Source organism: Nonomuraea mesophila, assembly GCF_004352805.1.
GTDB classification, from domain to species: Bacteria; Actinomycetota; Actinomycetes; order Streptosporangiales; family Streptosporangiaceae; genus Nonomuraea; species Nonomuraea longispora.
Genome location: NZ_SMLD01000007.1, coordinates 33,419 through 49,260 on the forward strand (window position 1 = coordinate 33,419; position 15,842 = coordinate 49,260).

Below are 15,842 nucleotides of genomic sequence, written 5' to 3' on the forward strand. Positions count from 1 at the left end.
GTTTACGAAATGGGGTGGCCGGGATGCTGAAGCTCCTGGGCAAGATCGGGTTACTCGTTTCCGCTCTCGCGGCCGGCGCGGTCTGGCTCGTCATCCTGCGGCTGAAGAGCGTGCCCGTTCCGCTGCTCGTGGCGTACGGGCTGGTGCTGGGCGTCTTCGTGGCCGGGATGTTGTGGCCCGGTGTGCTCGGCCGGCTCTCCACCCGGCGCCGGGTGGCGGCGTACGCCGGAATCCCGGCCGGCCTCGGCACGCTCGGGCTCTACCTCGCGGTCGTCTACTACGTCACGGACCTGCCCGTGCTGCTGGCCCTCGCCGCCGTGGCCTGCCTGGCATGGGCGGCGGCCGCCCTCCTGCGCGGACGCCGTACGCCGGGCGGCCAGGGCGCCCGCCGGACCAGGCGGGCCTTCCTCCTGGGCGGCGCCGGCCTGGTGCTGGGCGTGGCGAGCGGGCTGTCGGTCGGCCAGGTGGAACGTCGGCGCCGCGAGCTGCTCGCCGGGCGCGAGCGCCGGAGACAGGCGGCCGTACGCGCCGCGGGCGCGCGGAAGCGGGTCGCCGACGGCGCGGTGCGGGTGTTCCCGATCCACACCGGCGACACCATCGTCACCTACGGCCAGTTCTACGGCGGGCTGGACGGCTGGGAAGGGCTCAACGGCTACGTGCGCACCCTGGTGGACAAGGCGCAGATCGCGGTGCCCGTCCACGCCTACCTCATCGACCATCCCCGGCACGGGCTCCTCCTGGTCGACACCGGCGTCAACAGCGAGCAGGCCTGGGATCATGACGGGTACTACGGCATGACCTCGCGCCTGCTGACCGAGCGCGACGAATACCTGATGACCCCCGAGCAGGACCTGCGCGTACGGCTGGCCCGGCTCGGCTACGACCCCGAGGAGATCACCACCGTGTTCCTCACCCACGTCCACGACGACCACGCCGGAGGGCTGCGCCACCTGCCCCGGGCGACGGTGGTGATGGACCGCCGTGACTGGGAGCACGGCGTGCTGTATCCGTACTCCTTCGACCGGGTCAAGGACAACCTGTCCTTCCCCGCCTTCGACTCCGGCGCCTTCGGAGCCTTCCCGGCCAGCCAGGACCACTTCGGCGACGGCAGCGTCATCCTGCTGCCCACCCCCGGCCACTCGCCCGGCCACATGTGCGTGCTGCTGCGCCTGGACACAGGCAGCGTGCTGTTCATGGGCGACACCCTCTACACGCTGCCCCACCTGGCCGTGGACCAGGTCCGCCAGATGACCATCGGCGGGGCCGACACGGTCCGCCAGATCGAGGCGGCCCGGCGCATCCAGGAACTGCTGGCCTCCGACCCCGGCGTCGTGCCGCTGTTCGCCCACGACAACACCCGCTACCAGTCCGAGCTGGTCGCCTCCGCCTTCGCCGACGGCACGCCCGGCGAGGAGGGGCTGCGGGCGATGCGCGCCCACATGGACACCGTCCTCACCTCCGGCTGGCGGCTGCGTCCCGGGCACGCACCGCACTTCGTACCGCCGGCGGCCGGCACGGCACGAGGCCGGGTGGAGTTCCGATGACCTCCACCCGGCGCACACGGGGCAGACCGCGCGACCCCGAGGCCGACGAGGCGATCATGAAGGCGGCGCTGGAGTTGTTCGTGGAGCGCGGCCTGGAAGGCGCGAACGTCGAGCAGATCGCCAAGCGCGCCGGCGTGGCCAAGGTGACCGTCTACCGGCGCTGGTCGTCGAAGGAGGAACTGCTCACGCAGGCGATCGAGCGGGCCCGTACGCTCGCCCCCGAGGCCGACCTCTGGGCCGGGGCGGACGCCGCGGCGCCGCCGGGCGACGAGCGGCTCATGGACTCCTGGGTACGCACCTTCGGCGACGCCCGTTTCCGGGCGATCCTCGCCCAGCTCATCGGCTCCAGCGTCACCCAGCCGTCGCTGCTGGCCACCTACCGCGAGCAGTACGTCGAGCCACGCCGCCGGCTGATCCACGCCGTGCTGGAGCGGGCCCGCCGCGACGGCCGGGTGGACGCCGACGCCGACCTCGACGCCGTGATCGACATGGTGGTGGGCGCGGCGATGTACCGCATGCTCATCGACCCCGACGCGCCCGGCGACCCCGACGCCACCCGCGCCTACCTGGAACGGGTGCTCGGCCAGGCCGACCGGCTGCTGCGGCGCCCCGGCCGGCCCGAAGGGAGCACGTGAGCGGCGATCACACGCCGACGTACGCCGCGAGATGCTCGCCCGTGAGGGTGGAACGGGCGGCGACGAGGTCGGCAGGGGTGCCCTCGAAGACGATCCGGCCGCCGTCGTGCCCGGCGCCGGGTCCGAGGTCGATGATCCAGTCGGCGTGCGCCATGACCGCCTGGTGGTGCTCGATGACGATGACCGACTTGCCGGAGTCGACGAGCCGGTCGAGCAGGGCCAGCAGCTGCTCGACGTCGGCGAGGTGCAGGCCGGTGGTGGGCTCGTCGAGGATGTAGACGCCGCCCTTGTCCGCCATGTGGGTGGCCAGCTTGAGCCGCTGCCGCTCGCCGCCGGACAGCGTGGTGAGCGGCTGGCCGAGGCTGAGGTAGCCGAGCCCGACGTCGGCGAGCCGGCCGAGGATGGTGTGCGCGGCGGGCGTGCGGGCCTCGCCGGCGCCGAAGAACTCCGCGGCCTCGGTCACCGGCATCGCCAGCACCTCGCTGATGTCGCGCCCGCCGAGGCGGTATTCCAGCACCGACGCGTCGAACCTCCTGCCCTCGCACTCCTCGCACGTGGTGGTGACGCCGGACATCATGCCGAGGTCGGTGTAGAGGACGCCGGCGCCGTTGCAGGTGGGGCAGGCGCCTTCGGAGTTGGCGCTGAACAGCGCCGGCTTGACGCCGTTGGCCTTGGCGAACGCCTTGCGGATCGGGTCGAGCAGCCCGGTGTAGGTCGCCGGGTTGCTGCGCCGCGAGCCGCGGATGGGGGACTGGTCGACGGAGACGGCGCCCGCGGAGGCGGGGATGGAACCGTGGATCAACGAGCTCTTGCCTGAGCCCGCGACGCCGGTGACCACGCAGAGCACGCCGAGCGGGATGTCGACGTCGACGTCCTGCAGGTTGTGGCGGTCGGCGCCGCGGATCTCCACCTTGCCCTTGGGCGTGCGTACGGACTCCTTCAGCTGGGCGCGGTCGTCGAGGTGGCGGCCGGTGATGGTGCCGCTGGCCCGCAGACCGTCGACGGTGCCCTCGTAGCAGATGGTGCCGCCCGCGGTGCCCGCGCCGGGGCCGAGGTCGACGACGTGCTCGGCGATCGCGATCGTCTCCGGCTTGTGCTCGACGACCAGCACCGTGTTGCCCTTGTCGCGCAGCCGCAGCAGCAGGTTGTTCATGCGCTGGATGTCGTGGGGGTGCAGGCCGATCGTGGGCTCGTCGAAGACGTAGGTGACGTCGGTGAGCGCGGAGCCGAGGTGGCGGATCATCTTGACGCGCTGCGCCTCGCCGCCCGACAGCGTGCCCGCGGGCCGTTCGAGCGAGAGGTAGCCCAGCCCGATCTCCACGAACGACTCGAGGGTGTGCAGCAGCTTGGCCAGCAGCGGCGCGACCGACGGCTCGTCGAGGCCGCGGATCCACTCGGCCAGGTCGCTGATCTGCATCGCGCAGACTTCGGCGATGTTGACGCCCTTGATCCGCGAGGAGCGGGCCTCCTCGCTGAGCCGGGTGCCGTCACACTCGGGGCAGATGGTGAAGGTGACCGCGCGGTCCACGAACGCCCGGATGTGCGGCTGCATCGCCTCCCGGTCCTTCGACAGGAACGACTTCTGGATCTTCGGGATCAGGCCCTCGTAGGTGAGGTTGACGCCGTCGACCTTGATCTTGACCGGATCCCTGTACAGGAAGTCCTGCATTTCCTTCTTGGTGTACTCGCGGATCGGCTTGTTCGGGTCGACGAAGCCGGACTCGGCGTAGACGCGTACGGTCCAGAAGCTGTCGGACTTCCAGCCCGGGATGGTGAACGCGCCTTCCGACAGCGACTTGGAGTCGTCGTAGAGCTGGGTGAGGTCGAGGTCGGTGACCGTGCCGCGGCCCTCGCAGCGCCCGCACATGCCGCCGATGCGGGTGAAGGTGGCCTTCTCGGCCTTGCGGTTGTTGCCGCGTTCGACGGTGATGGCGCCGCTCGCCCTGACCGTGGGGACGTTGAAGGAGAAGGCCTGGGGCGAGCCGATGCGCGGCTCACCGATGCGGCTGTAGAGGATGCGCAGCATCGCGTGGGCGTCGGTGGCGGTGCCGACGGTGGAGCGGGGGTCGGAGCCCATCCGCTGCTGGTCGACGATGATCGCGGTGGTGAGCCCGTCGAGGACGTCGACCTCCGGCCGCGCCAGCGAGGGCATGAAGCCCTGCACGAACGTGCTGTAGGTCTCGTTGATGAGCCGCTGCGACTCCGCGGCGATCGTGCTGAACACCAGCGAGCTCTTGCCCGAGCCGGAGACGCCGGTGAACACCGTCAGCCGGCGCTTCGGCAGCTCGACGCTGACGTCCTTCAGGTTGTTGACGCGCGCGCCGTGCACGCGGATCACGTCGTGGGTGTCGGCGGTGTGCGGCGCAGGCGACTGCGGCTCTTCCCTCGTGGTCCTGCTCATCGTGTGTCCCTTTCTCGCGCGGTCGCCGTCGTGGCTGTCGTCTGCGTCGCCTGGCTGCGGTCCGGCCAGTCCTGAGCGTACGTGTGGTTGTCCCGTACCTGTGTCACGCGGGTGCGTGGGCGGAGCCCGCGTGAACGGTGAGGTCCATGGCGCTACGTTAGGCGTGGGGAGGGAGCCGGCGCTTCTCGGATCCTGCCCGGTCCGGCGGCGGCGTGCTCGCGTCGCGGTCTCGGCGATCTGACGCGGCACGCGTGAGACACTCCCCACCGTCAAGATCGGTCGTTAATCTACAGGGATGCGATTAACCTCCCGATCTTCTGGCGCGTCAGCGTTCGTGGCGGTCGCCGTGGCCGTCATGGGCACCACACCGGCCGCGGCCGCGCAGGCGGGCGAAGCGAGCGCGGGCGCTGCGGATCGAGTGCTCCGGGTCTACACCAACAACATCGAGAACCTCGTCAGGAACAACGCCGACGGTTCGTGCACCAGGATCTCGGGCCCGGACCACCTCACGTCGATGCTGGTCGACGACGACGGCAGAACGGGCACCTCCGGCGTACGGGCTCCGGACCTGCTGATCGTGCAGCAGGTCCGCGGCACGGGACAGGCGACGGCGTACGCCGACCAGCTCGCCGCGAAGTTCGGCCACCCGGCGGGCACGTACCGGGCGATCGTCGCCTGGGACGACCCCGAGCAGTGGGGCGGCTCCCACCACTGCAGCCAGCAGTCGCTGGGCAACCTGAAGAAGAAGCAGACCAACGCGATCATCTACAACACCAGAACGTTGAGCCTGGCGGCGGGCGACGTCTCGAAATACTGGAGCGCGGGCTGGCTGAAGCCCGGCACCGCGTACGCCGGTGGAGCCGGATGCACGCTCTACAAGCCGCCGAACAACGATGACGGCACGGCCAACCGGTACAAGTGGAAGCGTACGAGCGCGATCGCGGCGCGATTCTCGATCAAGGAGACGGGCACGAAGGTCTTCGCCGCGACCATGCACCTGCCCGAGCAGAACGGCGCGAACGCCTGCGCCGGTGCGGGCACCACCGGCGTCGCCGGTTCCGGCATCCACGTCGGCGCAGACGCCACGCGCCTGATGAACGCCTCGACGATCCGGGTGATCGGCATCGACGCCAACCGGAGGAACATCGCCTCCTCCACGCTGAGCGGCTTCGGCATGACCGGGTACGGGGCGCGGCCGACCTTCGGCACCAAGAAGATCGACTACCTGTTCGTCAAGGGCGCGGTGCAGCCGTCGGCCATCGATCACACCGTGAACAGCACGAAGTCGGATCACCTGGCGCTGTACGGGTTCATCGCGTACTGAGCGGCGGCAACGGGATGACGGCGGCGGCACCCGCCGTCATCCCGTTCTCCGGACGTGCCCGTTCTCCCATGCCCATGCGGCGATGCCGACCCGGCTGGTGGCGGCCACCTTCCGTTGAACGCTCGCGACGTGGGTCTTCACCGTGCCGATCGAGATGAACAACTCCGTCGCGATGTCGGTGTTGCTGAACCCGCGCGCGACCAGCCGGGCGATCTCCAGTTCACGCTCCGTCAGAGGGGTGTCCCGCGGCTCGCCGTTGTCCGCGTACCGGCGGCGGAAGTGCTCCATGAGCCGGACGGTGATCTGCGGGCTGATGAGTGTGTCGCCGTTCATCGCGGAACGCACCGCCTCGACGAGTAGGGCGGGGCCGGAGCGTTTCAGCAGGAACCCGCTGGCGCCGTCCCGCAGCGCGATGTAGGCGTATTCGTCGCTGGACCGCCGCGCTGCTCCTCACCCTCCAGACGCTGGTGATCGCGCTCGGAGAGCCTGGACTGCTCATCCAACCGGCAGGGCCGGGACCATGGTCCCTCATCGGCGGGCCCGCCTTCGCCGTCTTCGCCTGGCGGTCACGCCGGCGCCGGCCGCGTACGTGATCGCCATGGCGGAACACGGTCCGAGGCCCCGCCGCCCGCCGGAATGCCGAGCGGTGGCCGCGGCGCCTCCACCGGCCACGTCGCCCGATGGAGGTGAGCCGAGTACAGTGCGGCCATGGGCAACGGCGGACTGCGCGAACGCAAGAAGGCCAGGACCAGGGAGACGATCCTGCGCGAGGCGTTCAGGCTCTTCCGCGAGCGCGGCTACAACGCCACCACCATCGATCAGATCGCCGAGGCCGCCGAGGTCTCGCCCGCCACCTTCTTCCGTTATTTCCCGACGAAGGAGGACCTGGTCACGCTCGATGGGTTCCCGCCGCTCATCGAGGCTCTCCATGTCCAGCCGCCGGGCCCGCCCGTCACCGTGCTGCGGGGCGCCTTCCGTACGGCCTTCGACGCCATGACGGCCGAGGAGATCGCCGCGGGGCACGAGCGGGAGGTGTTCGCCGCGACCGTGCCCGAACTGGTGGCCGCCAACCTGCGCAAGAGCACCGGCGTGCTGCGGGAGATCTCCGAGATCCTGGCCGGCAAGGCCGGGTGCGACGTCGGCGATCCCCGGCTGCGCAACGCCGTGGGCGCGGTGTTCGGGGTCGTGACCCTGCTCTGGCTGCAGTGGGCGCACGATCCCGGCCTGGACGGGCCCGCCGAGATCGACCGGGCGCTCGGACACCTGGAGTCGGGGCTGCCGCTGTAGGCGGCGCCGCCCACGCCCGGCCGGCCGAGCCGGGCGATGTTGTATCTTACGCCGCATGACGCGAGCAGAGGGCTCCCGATGGCCAGGCTGACCCGGGCGCAGCAGCAGGAGCGCACGCGCGCCGCCGTGCTGGCCGCGGCGAGGGACGAGTTCGCCGAGCACGGATACGCGGAGGCCAAGGTCGACCGGATCGCGGAGCGGGCCGAGCTGACCCGTGGCGCGGTCTACTCCAACTTCCCCAGCAAGCGCGCCCTCTACCTGGCGGTCCTGGTCGGCTCCGTCGAGCACGCGGGTGAGGCGGCCTCCTCGCCCGGCCTCGACGAGGCGGCGGCCGACTTCGCCCGGGTCTGGCTCGAACGGCTGCCGTGGTCCGGCGACACGCCCGCCGGAGGGAGCCTGCAGGCCCGCTCGCTGGACGGCGTGTTCGGCGACGAGCCGGGCCGTACCGCGCTGGCGCAGGTCACCACACTGGAAGCACTCCTGCTCGCGCTCTGCCTGGAGTCACGCGCGCCGGGACCCACGAGGCAGGTGCGCCTGGCCGAGCTCGTCCTCACGCTGCTGAACGGCGCCGGTCATCTCGCGGGCACGGCTCCCGGGTTCGGCGACCCGTTCGACGTGGTACGCGCCTGCGGGCACCTGGCCTGCCTCGACCTCGCCGACACGTGGGACCCGCCGCACCTGCCCTTCGTCACCGACGCCCAGCGCGCCCAGGACCCCTGGCACCCGCCCGCGGAGCTGCCGGACCTGGTCACCGGACGGCTGTCAGGGTTCGACGGCGACGGTGTGATCGCGTTCCTCGGCACCGGCCGGCTCGACGCCGCCGAGGAGGCCGTCCGCGCCGCCCGGCCGGGCGAGCAGGTCACCGTGGCCGTGATCACGGACGATCCGGCCGAGCTGGGGCGGCTCGTCCGGCTCAGGATCGGTGACCTGGGCGGATGCCTGCGCCGCGTGTTCGCGCCGGACGACCGGCCCCGCCCGCACGTCGTCCTCGACGATCGTGCCGTCCTCGCGACGGCCGCCGCCGTCCCCGCGGCGGGCGAGGCCACCGAGGGCGCGGTACGCGTCGAGGCCGGCACGATCGTCGCCCGTGCCCACGGGCGCGGCGCCGCGTACGCCGTGGCGTCGGCGGCGCGTTCCGACCACGCCGGATGACGGTTCCTCGTGCTGCGATGAGAAAAAATGCGCCAATGGTGTCCCTTGCGCGGGTGTTCGTTCGTCGTTCAGGTGAGAGCCCGTCGCCTCGGAGGTAGCGATGCAGTACGCCTTGATGATCTACGGAGAGCCCGGCTACGCGGATGCGCTGTCGGACGAGGAGCGTGAGGCGGCGTACGCGGAGTATTTCGCGTTCGCGGAGGACGAGCGGTGTGTCAGCGCCGCGCAGTTGGGATCCGCGGAGACGGCGACCTGCGTGCGGGTGGCCGGAGGCCGCACGCTGATGACCGACGGGCCGTTCGCCGACACCAAGGAGGTGCTCGGAGGCTTCTGCCTGATCGAGGCCGCCGATCTGGACGAGGCGATCGAGCTGGCGGCCCGCATCCCGGCGGCCAGATTCGGCGGCACGGTGGAGGTCAGGCCGGTGATGCGCTTCTGACCGTGCTGGAGGAGGTGTTCAGGGAACAGTGGGGCCGGGTGCTGGCCTCCCTGGTCGGGTTCCTTCGTGACGTCGATCGTGCGGAGGAAGCCGCTCAGGAGGCGTTCGCGATCGCGGCGCAGCGCTGGCCCACGTCGGGTGTGCCGGACAATCCAGGCGCATGGCTGGTGACGGCGGCCCGCAACCGGGCGATCGACCGCATCCGCCGGGAGCGCACCCTGGCCGGCAAGCTCCACCTGCTGCCGGTGCAGGAGGCCATCATCGAAGAGTTCGACGACACACGCATCAAGGACGAACGGCTTGAACTGATCTTCACCTGCTGCCATCCGGCGCTGCCGCTGGACGGGCAGGTGGCGCTCACGTTACGGACTCTCGGAGGGCTGCGGACCGCCGAGATCGCCCGGTCCTTCCTGGTCTCGGAGGAGACCATGAAACGCCGGCTGACCCGCGCCAAGAACAAGATCAAGGCGACCGGGATCCCGTTCGCCGTCCCCGGCGCCCACCTGCTGTCCGAGCGCGTCGACGCGGTGCTCGCCGTCATCTACCTGATCTACAACGAGGGCTACCGCGGCCGGATCGACCTCGGCGCAGAAGCCATCCGCCTCGGCCACGTCCTCGCCACGCTCATGCCGGAGCAACCCGAGGTGCACGGGTTGCTCGCGCTGATGCTCATCCACCACGCCCGGCGGCGGGCCCGCTTCTCCGGCGACGACCTGGTCCTGCTCGACGACCAGGACAGGTCACTGTGGGACATGCGCCAGATCACTGCCGGACGGGCGGTCCTCGACCGGGCGCTCGCGCTCGGCGGGCGCGGCGCCTACGTCGTGCAGGCCGTGATCGCCTCGCTGCAGACCCACGAGCGCATCGACTGGCCGCAGGTCGCCGCGATGTACCGGCGGCTGGCCGGCCTGACCGGCTCGCCGGTGGTCGAGCTCAACCACGCCGTGGCCGTCGCCCAGGCCGGCGACCCCGCCGCGGCGCTGCACGCCGTCGACCGGCTCGACCTGGACGGCTACCTCTACTTCCACTCCACCCGAGGCGAGCTCCTCCGGCGGCTCGGCCGCGCCGCCGAAGCCAGGACCGCCTACCACCGCGCCCTCGAACTCGCCACCTCCACCCCCGAACGACGTTTCCTGCGGCGCAGGCTCCAGCAACTCTGACCCGGCTCCGGCACGAAGAGATCACCTGAGACACGCCCCGCAGCGAAGGAAGTGGGCGCTGGCCTTGGGATGGGTGGACCTTTTCCTGCCGGACGAGAGCAGCCCGATCCACGTGGCGTTCGTGGCCGTTCCCGGGTCCGTGGCCGTGTTGTGCGCGATCGTGCTGGGGCTGGAGATGCTCTGGCAGTGACGGGCTGGTACCGGCCGGCCTCCTCCTGCGGAGCAGGCCGGCCGGCGGCTACGCCTCCGGTGTCGTCCCTGGCATCAGGGTGAAGGTGAACCCGGCACTCGTCGTCCGGCGCAGCGGAATGTCGCACTTGACCCGGCGCAGCACCTCGTTCCTGCTGAGGCCGAGCCCCTGCGCGATGAGCCGCTCAGGGCGCACCGGCACAGGATCGTCGAAGACGACCTCCACCTGGACCGGCCACGCCTCGTCGAGCCGTTCCTGCGGGGTGTGCAGCCGCCAGGCGCCCTCCCAGTCGAGGGTGCAGCGGTTGCGCCGGGCGAGCAGCGGATCCAGCAGCCTGGACGCCACCACGTCCGGATCGTTGGTGTGGTAGCGGTCGAGCTCGGCCGGGTCGAAGGTTCTGACCGGCGCCCGCTCGTGCACGGTGAGCTTGCTCGTGCGGTCGCAGGACACGCAGCGAACCAGCAGCCACACGTCCAGCAGTTTGCCGTTGGCGTTGACCCGGAAGGCGCCCTCGCCGGTGGTCGCCGACTCCGACCGGCAGTCCACGCACCGCATCGACAGCAGAGGCAGCCTGGTCCGGCGCACGAACCAGGACAGCACCATATGAGGTTGTGAAGACATGATCTCTCTGGACCTGACACGAGGCCGATTACGCGCGGCCTCAAGCGCTGTACGACCGAGCACACGCGGGCAGCCCGGCGGAGCCGGCGGCTAGAGGGCCGGCTGAAAGAGAGCGAGAAAAGGTGTCAGGTCTGAAGAGCAGGCGGGGTCACGCGGTTCTGTCCTCTGTTCGCGACGCGGTCCCGGGCAACGTACGGGAATGCGGGAGGAAGATCAATCGGATTTTCGCCGCAAGGATCAGCCGTCATCGCCCCCGGTCAAGGCACGCAGCACCTTGGCCTGCTCGACGTCGGTGCCCTCGGCCCGCATCCGGGCCGCCTCCTGGGCGGTGAATCCGGCCGCGCGCCAGGCCGCCACCTCGTCGATCGGCACCCCGGCACGCCAGAACTCGGTCATCAGGGAAATAGCGTCCTGCCCCGAGCCGAGCACCCGTTCGGCCTCACGGGGGGACAGTCCGAGCGCGTCGAAGACCCGCGCCTGTCCCGGCTCGATGCCGCGTTCGGCCCACTCCACCGCAGTGCCGGTCCAGCCCGCCTCGACGTAGGCGCGGGCCCGGCCGGCCGGGACGCCGGCCCTCAGCAGCCGGCGCAGGATGCCGGAGCGTTCCTCGTCGGCGAACGCCTCGCCCGGCTTCCCGCCCCGGTGCAGCAACCGCCACAGCAGGCTCCGCGGGTGCGGACGTTCCCCGGCGAGGTGCCGGTCGGCCGCCTTCTGGGGGGAGTAGCCCAGCTCGCGCCACCGCACCGCCTCCCGCGGGGTCATGCCGGCCCGTAGCCACAGGTCCACGGTGTACGGGGTGGCCCCGGCGGTACGCCACGGTCGCGCGTCGCCGGCGGTGTAGACGCCGGCCTTACGCCATCGCTCGGCATCGTCGATCGAGAAGCCGTGCTCGGTCCACTGCCGGGCCTCGGCGACGGTGAAACCGCGTTCCCGCCACTCGTGCAGCGGCTCGGGGCTCGGTTCGTCGGCGTAGCCCGTCGTCATGACTCTCCTTTCGCCGGCGTCCGCCGCGGCGGGTCCGCCGGGACGCGCGCCACGGACGCCCACTCGGGCGCGTGCCCGCCGTCGCCGATCAGGCAGGCCACCACATGTGCCGCGGGACGCTGCCCGGGCCACGGCGTCTCGCCGTCGGTCAGCACGATGACCAGGTCGGGCCGGGGCCGCAGGGCCATCGCCGCGGCGATGCCGGCCCCCATGTCGGTGCCGCCGCCACCGACGAGTTCGATGTCGCTCGCCCGGCGCACCACCTGGACCGGGTGCGGGCGGACGTCGCAGCAGAGCGCCCGCAACCGCCGGTCCGGGCCGGCCACGCCCTCGATGATCCCGGCCACCTCGGCGAGCAGCCGGCTCAGCACGTCGTCGGTAACGCTGCCGGAGGTGTCGATCACCAGTACGGTGTCCGGGACCGCGCGCACCATCGACGGGAGCACGATGCCGGTGTGCGCGCCGGCGCGGCGCGACGTGCGGCGATAGCTGAAGTCGACCTGCCCGGCCACCACACTCACCGCGCGCCGGATGGTCGCGCCCAGGCGGGCCCGCCAGTTCACCGAGGGGCGCAGGCGCTCCTCGGCCCAGCGGCGCCACCCCGACGGCACCTCGCTTCGCGCGCTGATCCTGTCCTGGATGCCGGCCGCGATGGAGCGTTCGAGCAGTTCCCGGTCGAGCCCGGCGAGCCCGTCGCCGGAGCCGCCGTCCTCGTACGCGCGCTCCTGCCCGTCCACGGCGCTGCCGCAGTCGATCGCCCCGGCCAGTGCCCGCCCGCCCCGGCCCATGGCCTGGGCCAGCACGTCGAGCATCGGCACGTACGCCTCAGCGGTGCGGTTGGCCGGAAGGCCCAGCCCGGCCGGCGACACCACGCCCGCCGGGCCGTGCAGGTCCTCCGCCTCCAGGTCGTCGTTGATCTCGGCGTCGGCGGCCTGGTTCCAGCGGTGGGCCTCCTCGTCGCGGGCCGCCCCGACGGCGTGGCTCACCTCATGGCCCGACTGCGGCCGCACCGGCGAGCGGGCCGCGTGGCCGCGCACCAGATGACCCACCTGGTGCAGCATCCACCAGCCGACCTCCTCGACCGGGGTCACCAGCGCGGTGCCCGGTTCCACGTACAGGTTCCACCGGGTGTCGGCGGGGAAGGCGCGGAACTCGGGGTCGGCGACGGGCACGCCGGTGTCCTCGTACAGGGCCGGTTCCAGAATGACCGGTTTGAGGGCGAAGACGGCGGAGGCGAGGTAAGGCGCCTGGTGCGCCGCCCACAGACGCGCGGCGGCGATCCTGGCACGCACCTTCTCTTCGTGGGCGGGAGCGCGGGGGCCGTCGGCGCTCATCGCATGAGCCCCGCCGAGCGCAGCACCGGGGCCAGTTCGAGCATCGAATCGGGCAGGGACGCGCCCTCGGGCCGGGAGCGGGCCAGCGACCGGGCCGAGGCCGCCGCCACGTCCGGTGCCGTACGCGCGACCTGGGCCATCACCGTCCACGCCCGCTCCCACGTGTCGGCTGTGCCGTCCGCGTGCACGTACGCCACCACCGCGGCGAGCAGGGCATGCAGCCGGTCGAGGCGCTCCGGCAGGCGGGCCTGGGGGTTGTTCAGCAGGGTCTGCGGGTCGGGAAGGTCCAGGTTGCGGCGCCAGGAGAGCAGTTCGAACCCGGCCGCCTCGCCGACCGCGCCTAGCACCAGCTTGGCCAGGACCGCTTCGCCGGCGCCCATGTGCTCGCACGCGGCGACCGCCCGCGCGGCCATCTCCCAGCTACGCGGGCTGGGCCAGCCGCGGCCCGCCCGGTCCGGACTGTCGGGCACCGCCAGCACGAGGTCCGGCCGTACCCGCAGGAACGCCCCGACCAGCGCCTGCGCGCCGGCGACCGCGGCCGGCCCGGCGGTGCCCTTCACGTCGAACTCCGGCACGGGGAACCCGCCGGCGAAGCCTTCGGCGATGTCCTCGGCCGAGACCGTCCAGTCCAGGTGGATGAGCCGGTTGGCCAACGGCGCGGACAGGTCCCAGCCGTCGGCGGCCTGTTCCGGCGGGTTGGCGGCGGCCACGATCCGCACCTCGCCCGGCAGTGCCAGGTCGCCGACCGTGCGCTCCAGCACCACCCGCAGCATGGCGGCCTGCACGGCCGGCGGCGCGGTCGTCAACTCGTCGAGGAACAGCAGCCCGCCGCCCTCGGCGGCGAGCCGCTCCGCCCATCGCGGCGGCGCGAACCAGGTGCCGCCGTCACGCAGCACCGGCAGCCCGGAGAAGTCGCTGGGCTCGCGGATCGAGCCGACCACCACCTCGACGGGCAGGCCGGCGGCGGCGCCGAGCGCGGTCACCACGGACGTCTTGCCGGTACCCGGCGCACCCCACAGGATGACCGGCAGATTGGCGGTCACCGCGACCGCGAGAGCTTCTCGTTCGAACTCCATGTCGTCACCCTAGGTTGACGAATAGCTGTTCGTCAACCAAAGATGACGACTGATGGGGCGCGACGGCAGGAAAGCCGCGTGCCCGGCGCTCACATGACGCGGGCCGCTTCGTCGCCGCGGCAGGCCAGGCAGTAGCGGAACAGGTCCACACGGGTGAGCGTGCCGGCCTGGTTGTACCGCTTCTTGCAGTAGGCGCGCCAGTTTCCGGTGGCCTCCAGCCGGGCGCCTTCCGTCTGGCATTTGCCACACGCGTTCGGGTTGTTGTAGGAGGAGTCGAAATAGTAGCCACCGCTGTAAGGGCCGTCTCCGCAGTCGACCGCGAAAGCCGCGGCCACCCGAGCCTGACCGGCTCCGGCACTCGCGGCCCCGCTCGTCAGCACCGAGACGGCCGCGCCCAGCATGGCGGCCGTGCTCAGCAGGACACTTGCCTTCTTCCATCCCGTCCGGGGAAAGACCATGTCGCCTCCTCGCGATTCCGTACCTGGATTGTCGGCACGGGCACACGACGCGAACAGGGCATCAAGGGGACATACGGCGGACTGATGCGCCACCGGGAAAGGCAGGTGGCGGTCGTCAGGCTCCGCGATCCGCCGGCCGCGGTGATTTCCGCGTCGTGTCCGCTTCCCTGCGGAGAATTGACAGGCGCCACCCCAAGATCAATACTCCGTCGTATTCAGCGTGATCTGGCGTGGAACCCCGGGCGTTTACGTTCGCGCCCGGGAGGAAACGACAGCGCGGGAGGGCCCCCAGACCCGAGCGGTGCTCCGACAGTCGGCCTGTGTGGGTGGCTCAGCGCTCAGCCTGGCCGCTTCTGGTTCTCGATGTACTCCTTGGTGATCGGCAGGGGGTGGCCCGCCGCAGGACGCGGAGAGAGGCGAGGGGGTCCAGAGCCGGCCGCCCTGCCGATACGTCGCCTCGGCCTGCAGGACCTGAGCGTGGTCGACCAGCGACATGGACACAACGTAGAAGACAGTCGACGGGCAGCACCACGGATTATCCGGGGACCGCCTACTGGGCGGCCGGCGTGTACGTCGCGATGATGACGCCGCTCTTCATCACCTTGGTGGCGGCCAGGTTGAGCGTGGTCGTGACCTCGTCCAGGGGCGAGGAGATGCTCGGGCCTCCCACGAACACGGGGGTGATCCAGAACCGCACCTCGTCGACCAGGCCCGCCTTGACCAGGGTGTGGGTGACGGCGCCGTAGCCGTACATCAGGATGTTCCTGCCCTGCTGGGCCTTGAGCCGGGTGACGGCCTCGACGAGGTCGCCCTGCAGCACCTCGCTGTTCTTCCACTCCGGGTCGGTCAGGGTGGTGGAGGCGACGTACTTCTTGACGTTGTTGAAGTAGGCCGCGCCGGTGCTCGGGTCGCTCTCGTCCTGGTGGGGCCAGGAGGCGGCGAAGCCCTCGTACGTGCGGCGTCCCATCAGCAGCGCGTCGGCCGAGTCCGTCTGCTCGCCGGCGAACGCGGAGGCCTCGTCGTCGAAGTACGGCATCGTCCACGCCGGGTCCTCGATGACGCCGTCGAGGGAGATGTAGGTCGAGCAGATGATCTTGCGCATTACGGGTTCCTCCTGCTGCCAGTACGTGGTGTGCCGGTCGTGGACGGGAGCCGCTCGGCGCGTCCTCCTGCCATGACCTTCATCCTGGAGGAGACACCTTACGATCCGCTTCAGGTCGCCTTCCGCCAGCGTCCG

At 71.4% G+C, this 15,842-nt stretch carries 15 protein-coding genes; 7 read left to right on the plus strand and 8 right to left on the minus strand.

All coding sequences use genetic code 11. From position 1 onward, the window contains the following. The first annotated feature begins 23 nt into the window (after positions 1-23). Together E1295_RS04320 and E1295_RS04325 are read left to right on the plus strand one after the other, a co-directional pair. The gene (locus E1295_RS04320) at positions 24-1,544 is read left to right on the plus strand and encodes an N-acyl homoserine lactonase family protein (protein WP_166427070.1); all 1,521 of its coding nucleotides are present in this window, start codon (positions 24-26) and stop codon (positions 1,542-1,544) included. Continuing rightward, positions 1,541-2,179, plus strand: coding sequence for a TetR/AcrR family transcriptional regulator (locus E1295_RS04325; protein ID WP_132628347.1), 639 nt, complete (start codon positions 1,541-1,543; stop codon positions 2,177-2,179). Before E1295_RS04320 ends, E1295_RS04325 begins: the two co-directional genes overlap by 4 nt. A 7-nt stretch (positions 2,180-2,186) precedes the next feature. On the opposite strand, the gene E1295_RS04330 is transcribed toward E1295_RS04325, so the two are convergent. Further along, positions 2,187-4,580 carry an ATP-binding cassette domain-containing protein gene (locus tag E1295_RS04330; protein WP_132628348.1) on the minus strand — a complete coding sequence of 798 codons (2,394 nt, stop codon included), beginning with the start codon at positions 4,578-4,580 and terminating at the stop codon, positions 2,187-2,189. 295 nt (positions 4,581-4,875) lie between these two features. Here E1295_RS04330 and E1295_RS04335 point away from each other — a divergent pair, with 295 nt between their 5' ends. Then, complete coding sequence (locus E1295_RS04335; protein WP_132628349.1) at positions 4,876-5,904, plus strand: hypothetical protein; 1,029 nt, start codon at positions 4,876-4,878, stop codon at positions 5,902-5,904. Positions 5,905-5,940: 36 nt separating this feature from the next. Here E1295_RS04335 and E1295_RS04340 read toward each other — a convergent pair whose 3' ends face one another. After that, positions 5,941-6,237: a response regulator transcription factor gene (locus E1295_RS04340; protein WP_246079833.1), complete on the minus strand. Its 297-nt coding sequence runs from the start codon at positions 6,235-6,237 to the stop codon at positions 5,941-5,943. A gap of 375 nt (positions 6,238-6,612) precedes the next feature. Here E1295_RS04340 and E1295_RS04345 point away from each other — a divergent pair, with 375 nt between their 5' ends. From E1295_RS04345 to E1295_RS04360, 4 genes are all read left to right on the plus strand, one after another. After that, positions 6,613-7,191 carry a TetR family transcriptional regulator gene (locus E1295_RS04345; protein ID WP_132628351.1) on the plus strand — a complete coding sequence of 193 codons (579 nt, stop codon included), beginning with the start codon at positions 6,613-6,615 and terminating at the stop codon, positions 7,189-7,191. 78 nt (positions 7,192-7,269) lie between these two features. Beyond that, positions 7,270-8,343: a TetR/AcrR family transcriptional regulator gene (locus E1295_RS04350; RefSeq protein WP_132628352.1), complete on the plus strand. Its 1,074-nt coding sequence runs from the start codon at positions 7,270-7,272 to the stop codon at positions 8,341-8,343. A gap of 100 nt (positions 8,344-8,443) precedes the next feature. After that, positions 8,444-8,782 carry a YciI family protein gene (locus E1295_RS04355; RefSeq protein WP_132628353.1) on the plus strand — a complete coding sequence of 113 codons (339 nt, stop codon included), beginning with the start codon at positions 8,444-8,446 and terminating at the stop codon, positions 8,780-8,782. A 2-nt stretch (positions 8,783-8,784) separates the two neighbouring features. Next, positions 8,785-9,942 carry an RNA polymerase sigma factor gene (locus E1295_RS04360; protein WP_166427071.1) on the plus strand — a complete coding sequence of 386 codons (1,158 nt, stop codon included), beginning with the start codon at positions 8,785-8,787 and terminating at the stop codon, positions 9,940-9,942. A gap of 238 nt (positions 9,943-10,180) precedes the next feature. Here the strand turns inward: E1295_RS04360 and E1295_RS04365 are convergent, their stop codons facing one another. From E1295_RS04365 to E1295_RS04390, 6 genes are all read right to left on the minus strand, one after another. Continuing rightward, entirely contained in the window at positions 10,181-10,735 is a 555-nt protein-coding gene (locus tag E1295_RS04365) for a DUF1062 domain-containing protein (protein ID WP_246079834.1), read from the minus strand. 255 nt (positions 10,736-10,990) lie between these two features. After that, positions 10,991-11,737 (minus strand): hypothetical protein, encoded by a 747-nt coding sequence (locus E1295_RS04370; protein WP_132628355.1) that lies wholly within the window; start codon positions 11,735-11,737, stop codon positions 10,991-10,993. Next, the gene (locus E1295_RS04375; protein ID WP_132628356.1) at positions 11,734-13,071 is read right to left on the minus strand and encodes a vWA domain-containing protein; all 1,338 of its coding nucleotides are present in this window, start codon (positions 13,069-13,071) and stop codon (positions 11,734-11,736) included. Before E1295_RS04375 ends, E1295_RS04370 begins: the two co-directional genes overlap by 4 nt. Beyond that, positions 13,068-14,147 (minus strand): AAA family ATPase, encoded by a 1,080-nt coding sequence (locus E1295_RS04380; protein ID WP_132628357.1) that lies wholly within the window; start codon positions 14,145-14,147, stop codon positions 13,068-13,070. Before E1295_RS04380 ends, E1295_RS04375 begins: the two co-directional genes overlap by 4 nt. Positions 14,148-14,236: 89 nt before the next feature. After that, positions 14,237-14,605, minus strand: a complete 369-nt coding sequence (locus E1295_RS04385) for a hypothetical protein (protein ID WP_132628358.1) — start codon at positions 14,603-14,605, stop codon at positions 14,237-14,239. Positions 14,606-15,155: 550 nt separating this feature from the next. After that, the gene (locus E1295_RS04390; RefSeq protein WP_132628359.1) at positions 15,156-15,707 is read right to left on the minus strand and encodes a dihydrofolate reductase family protein; all 552 of its coding nucleotides are present in this window, start codon (positions 15,705-15,707) and stop codon (positions 15,156-15,158) included. Positions 15,708-15,842: the final 135 nt, after the last annotated feature.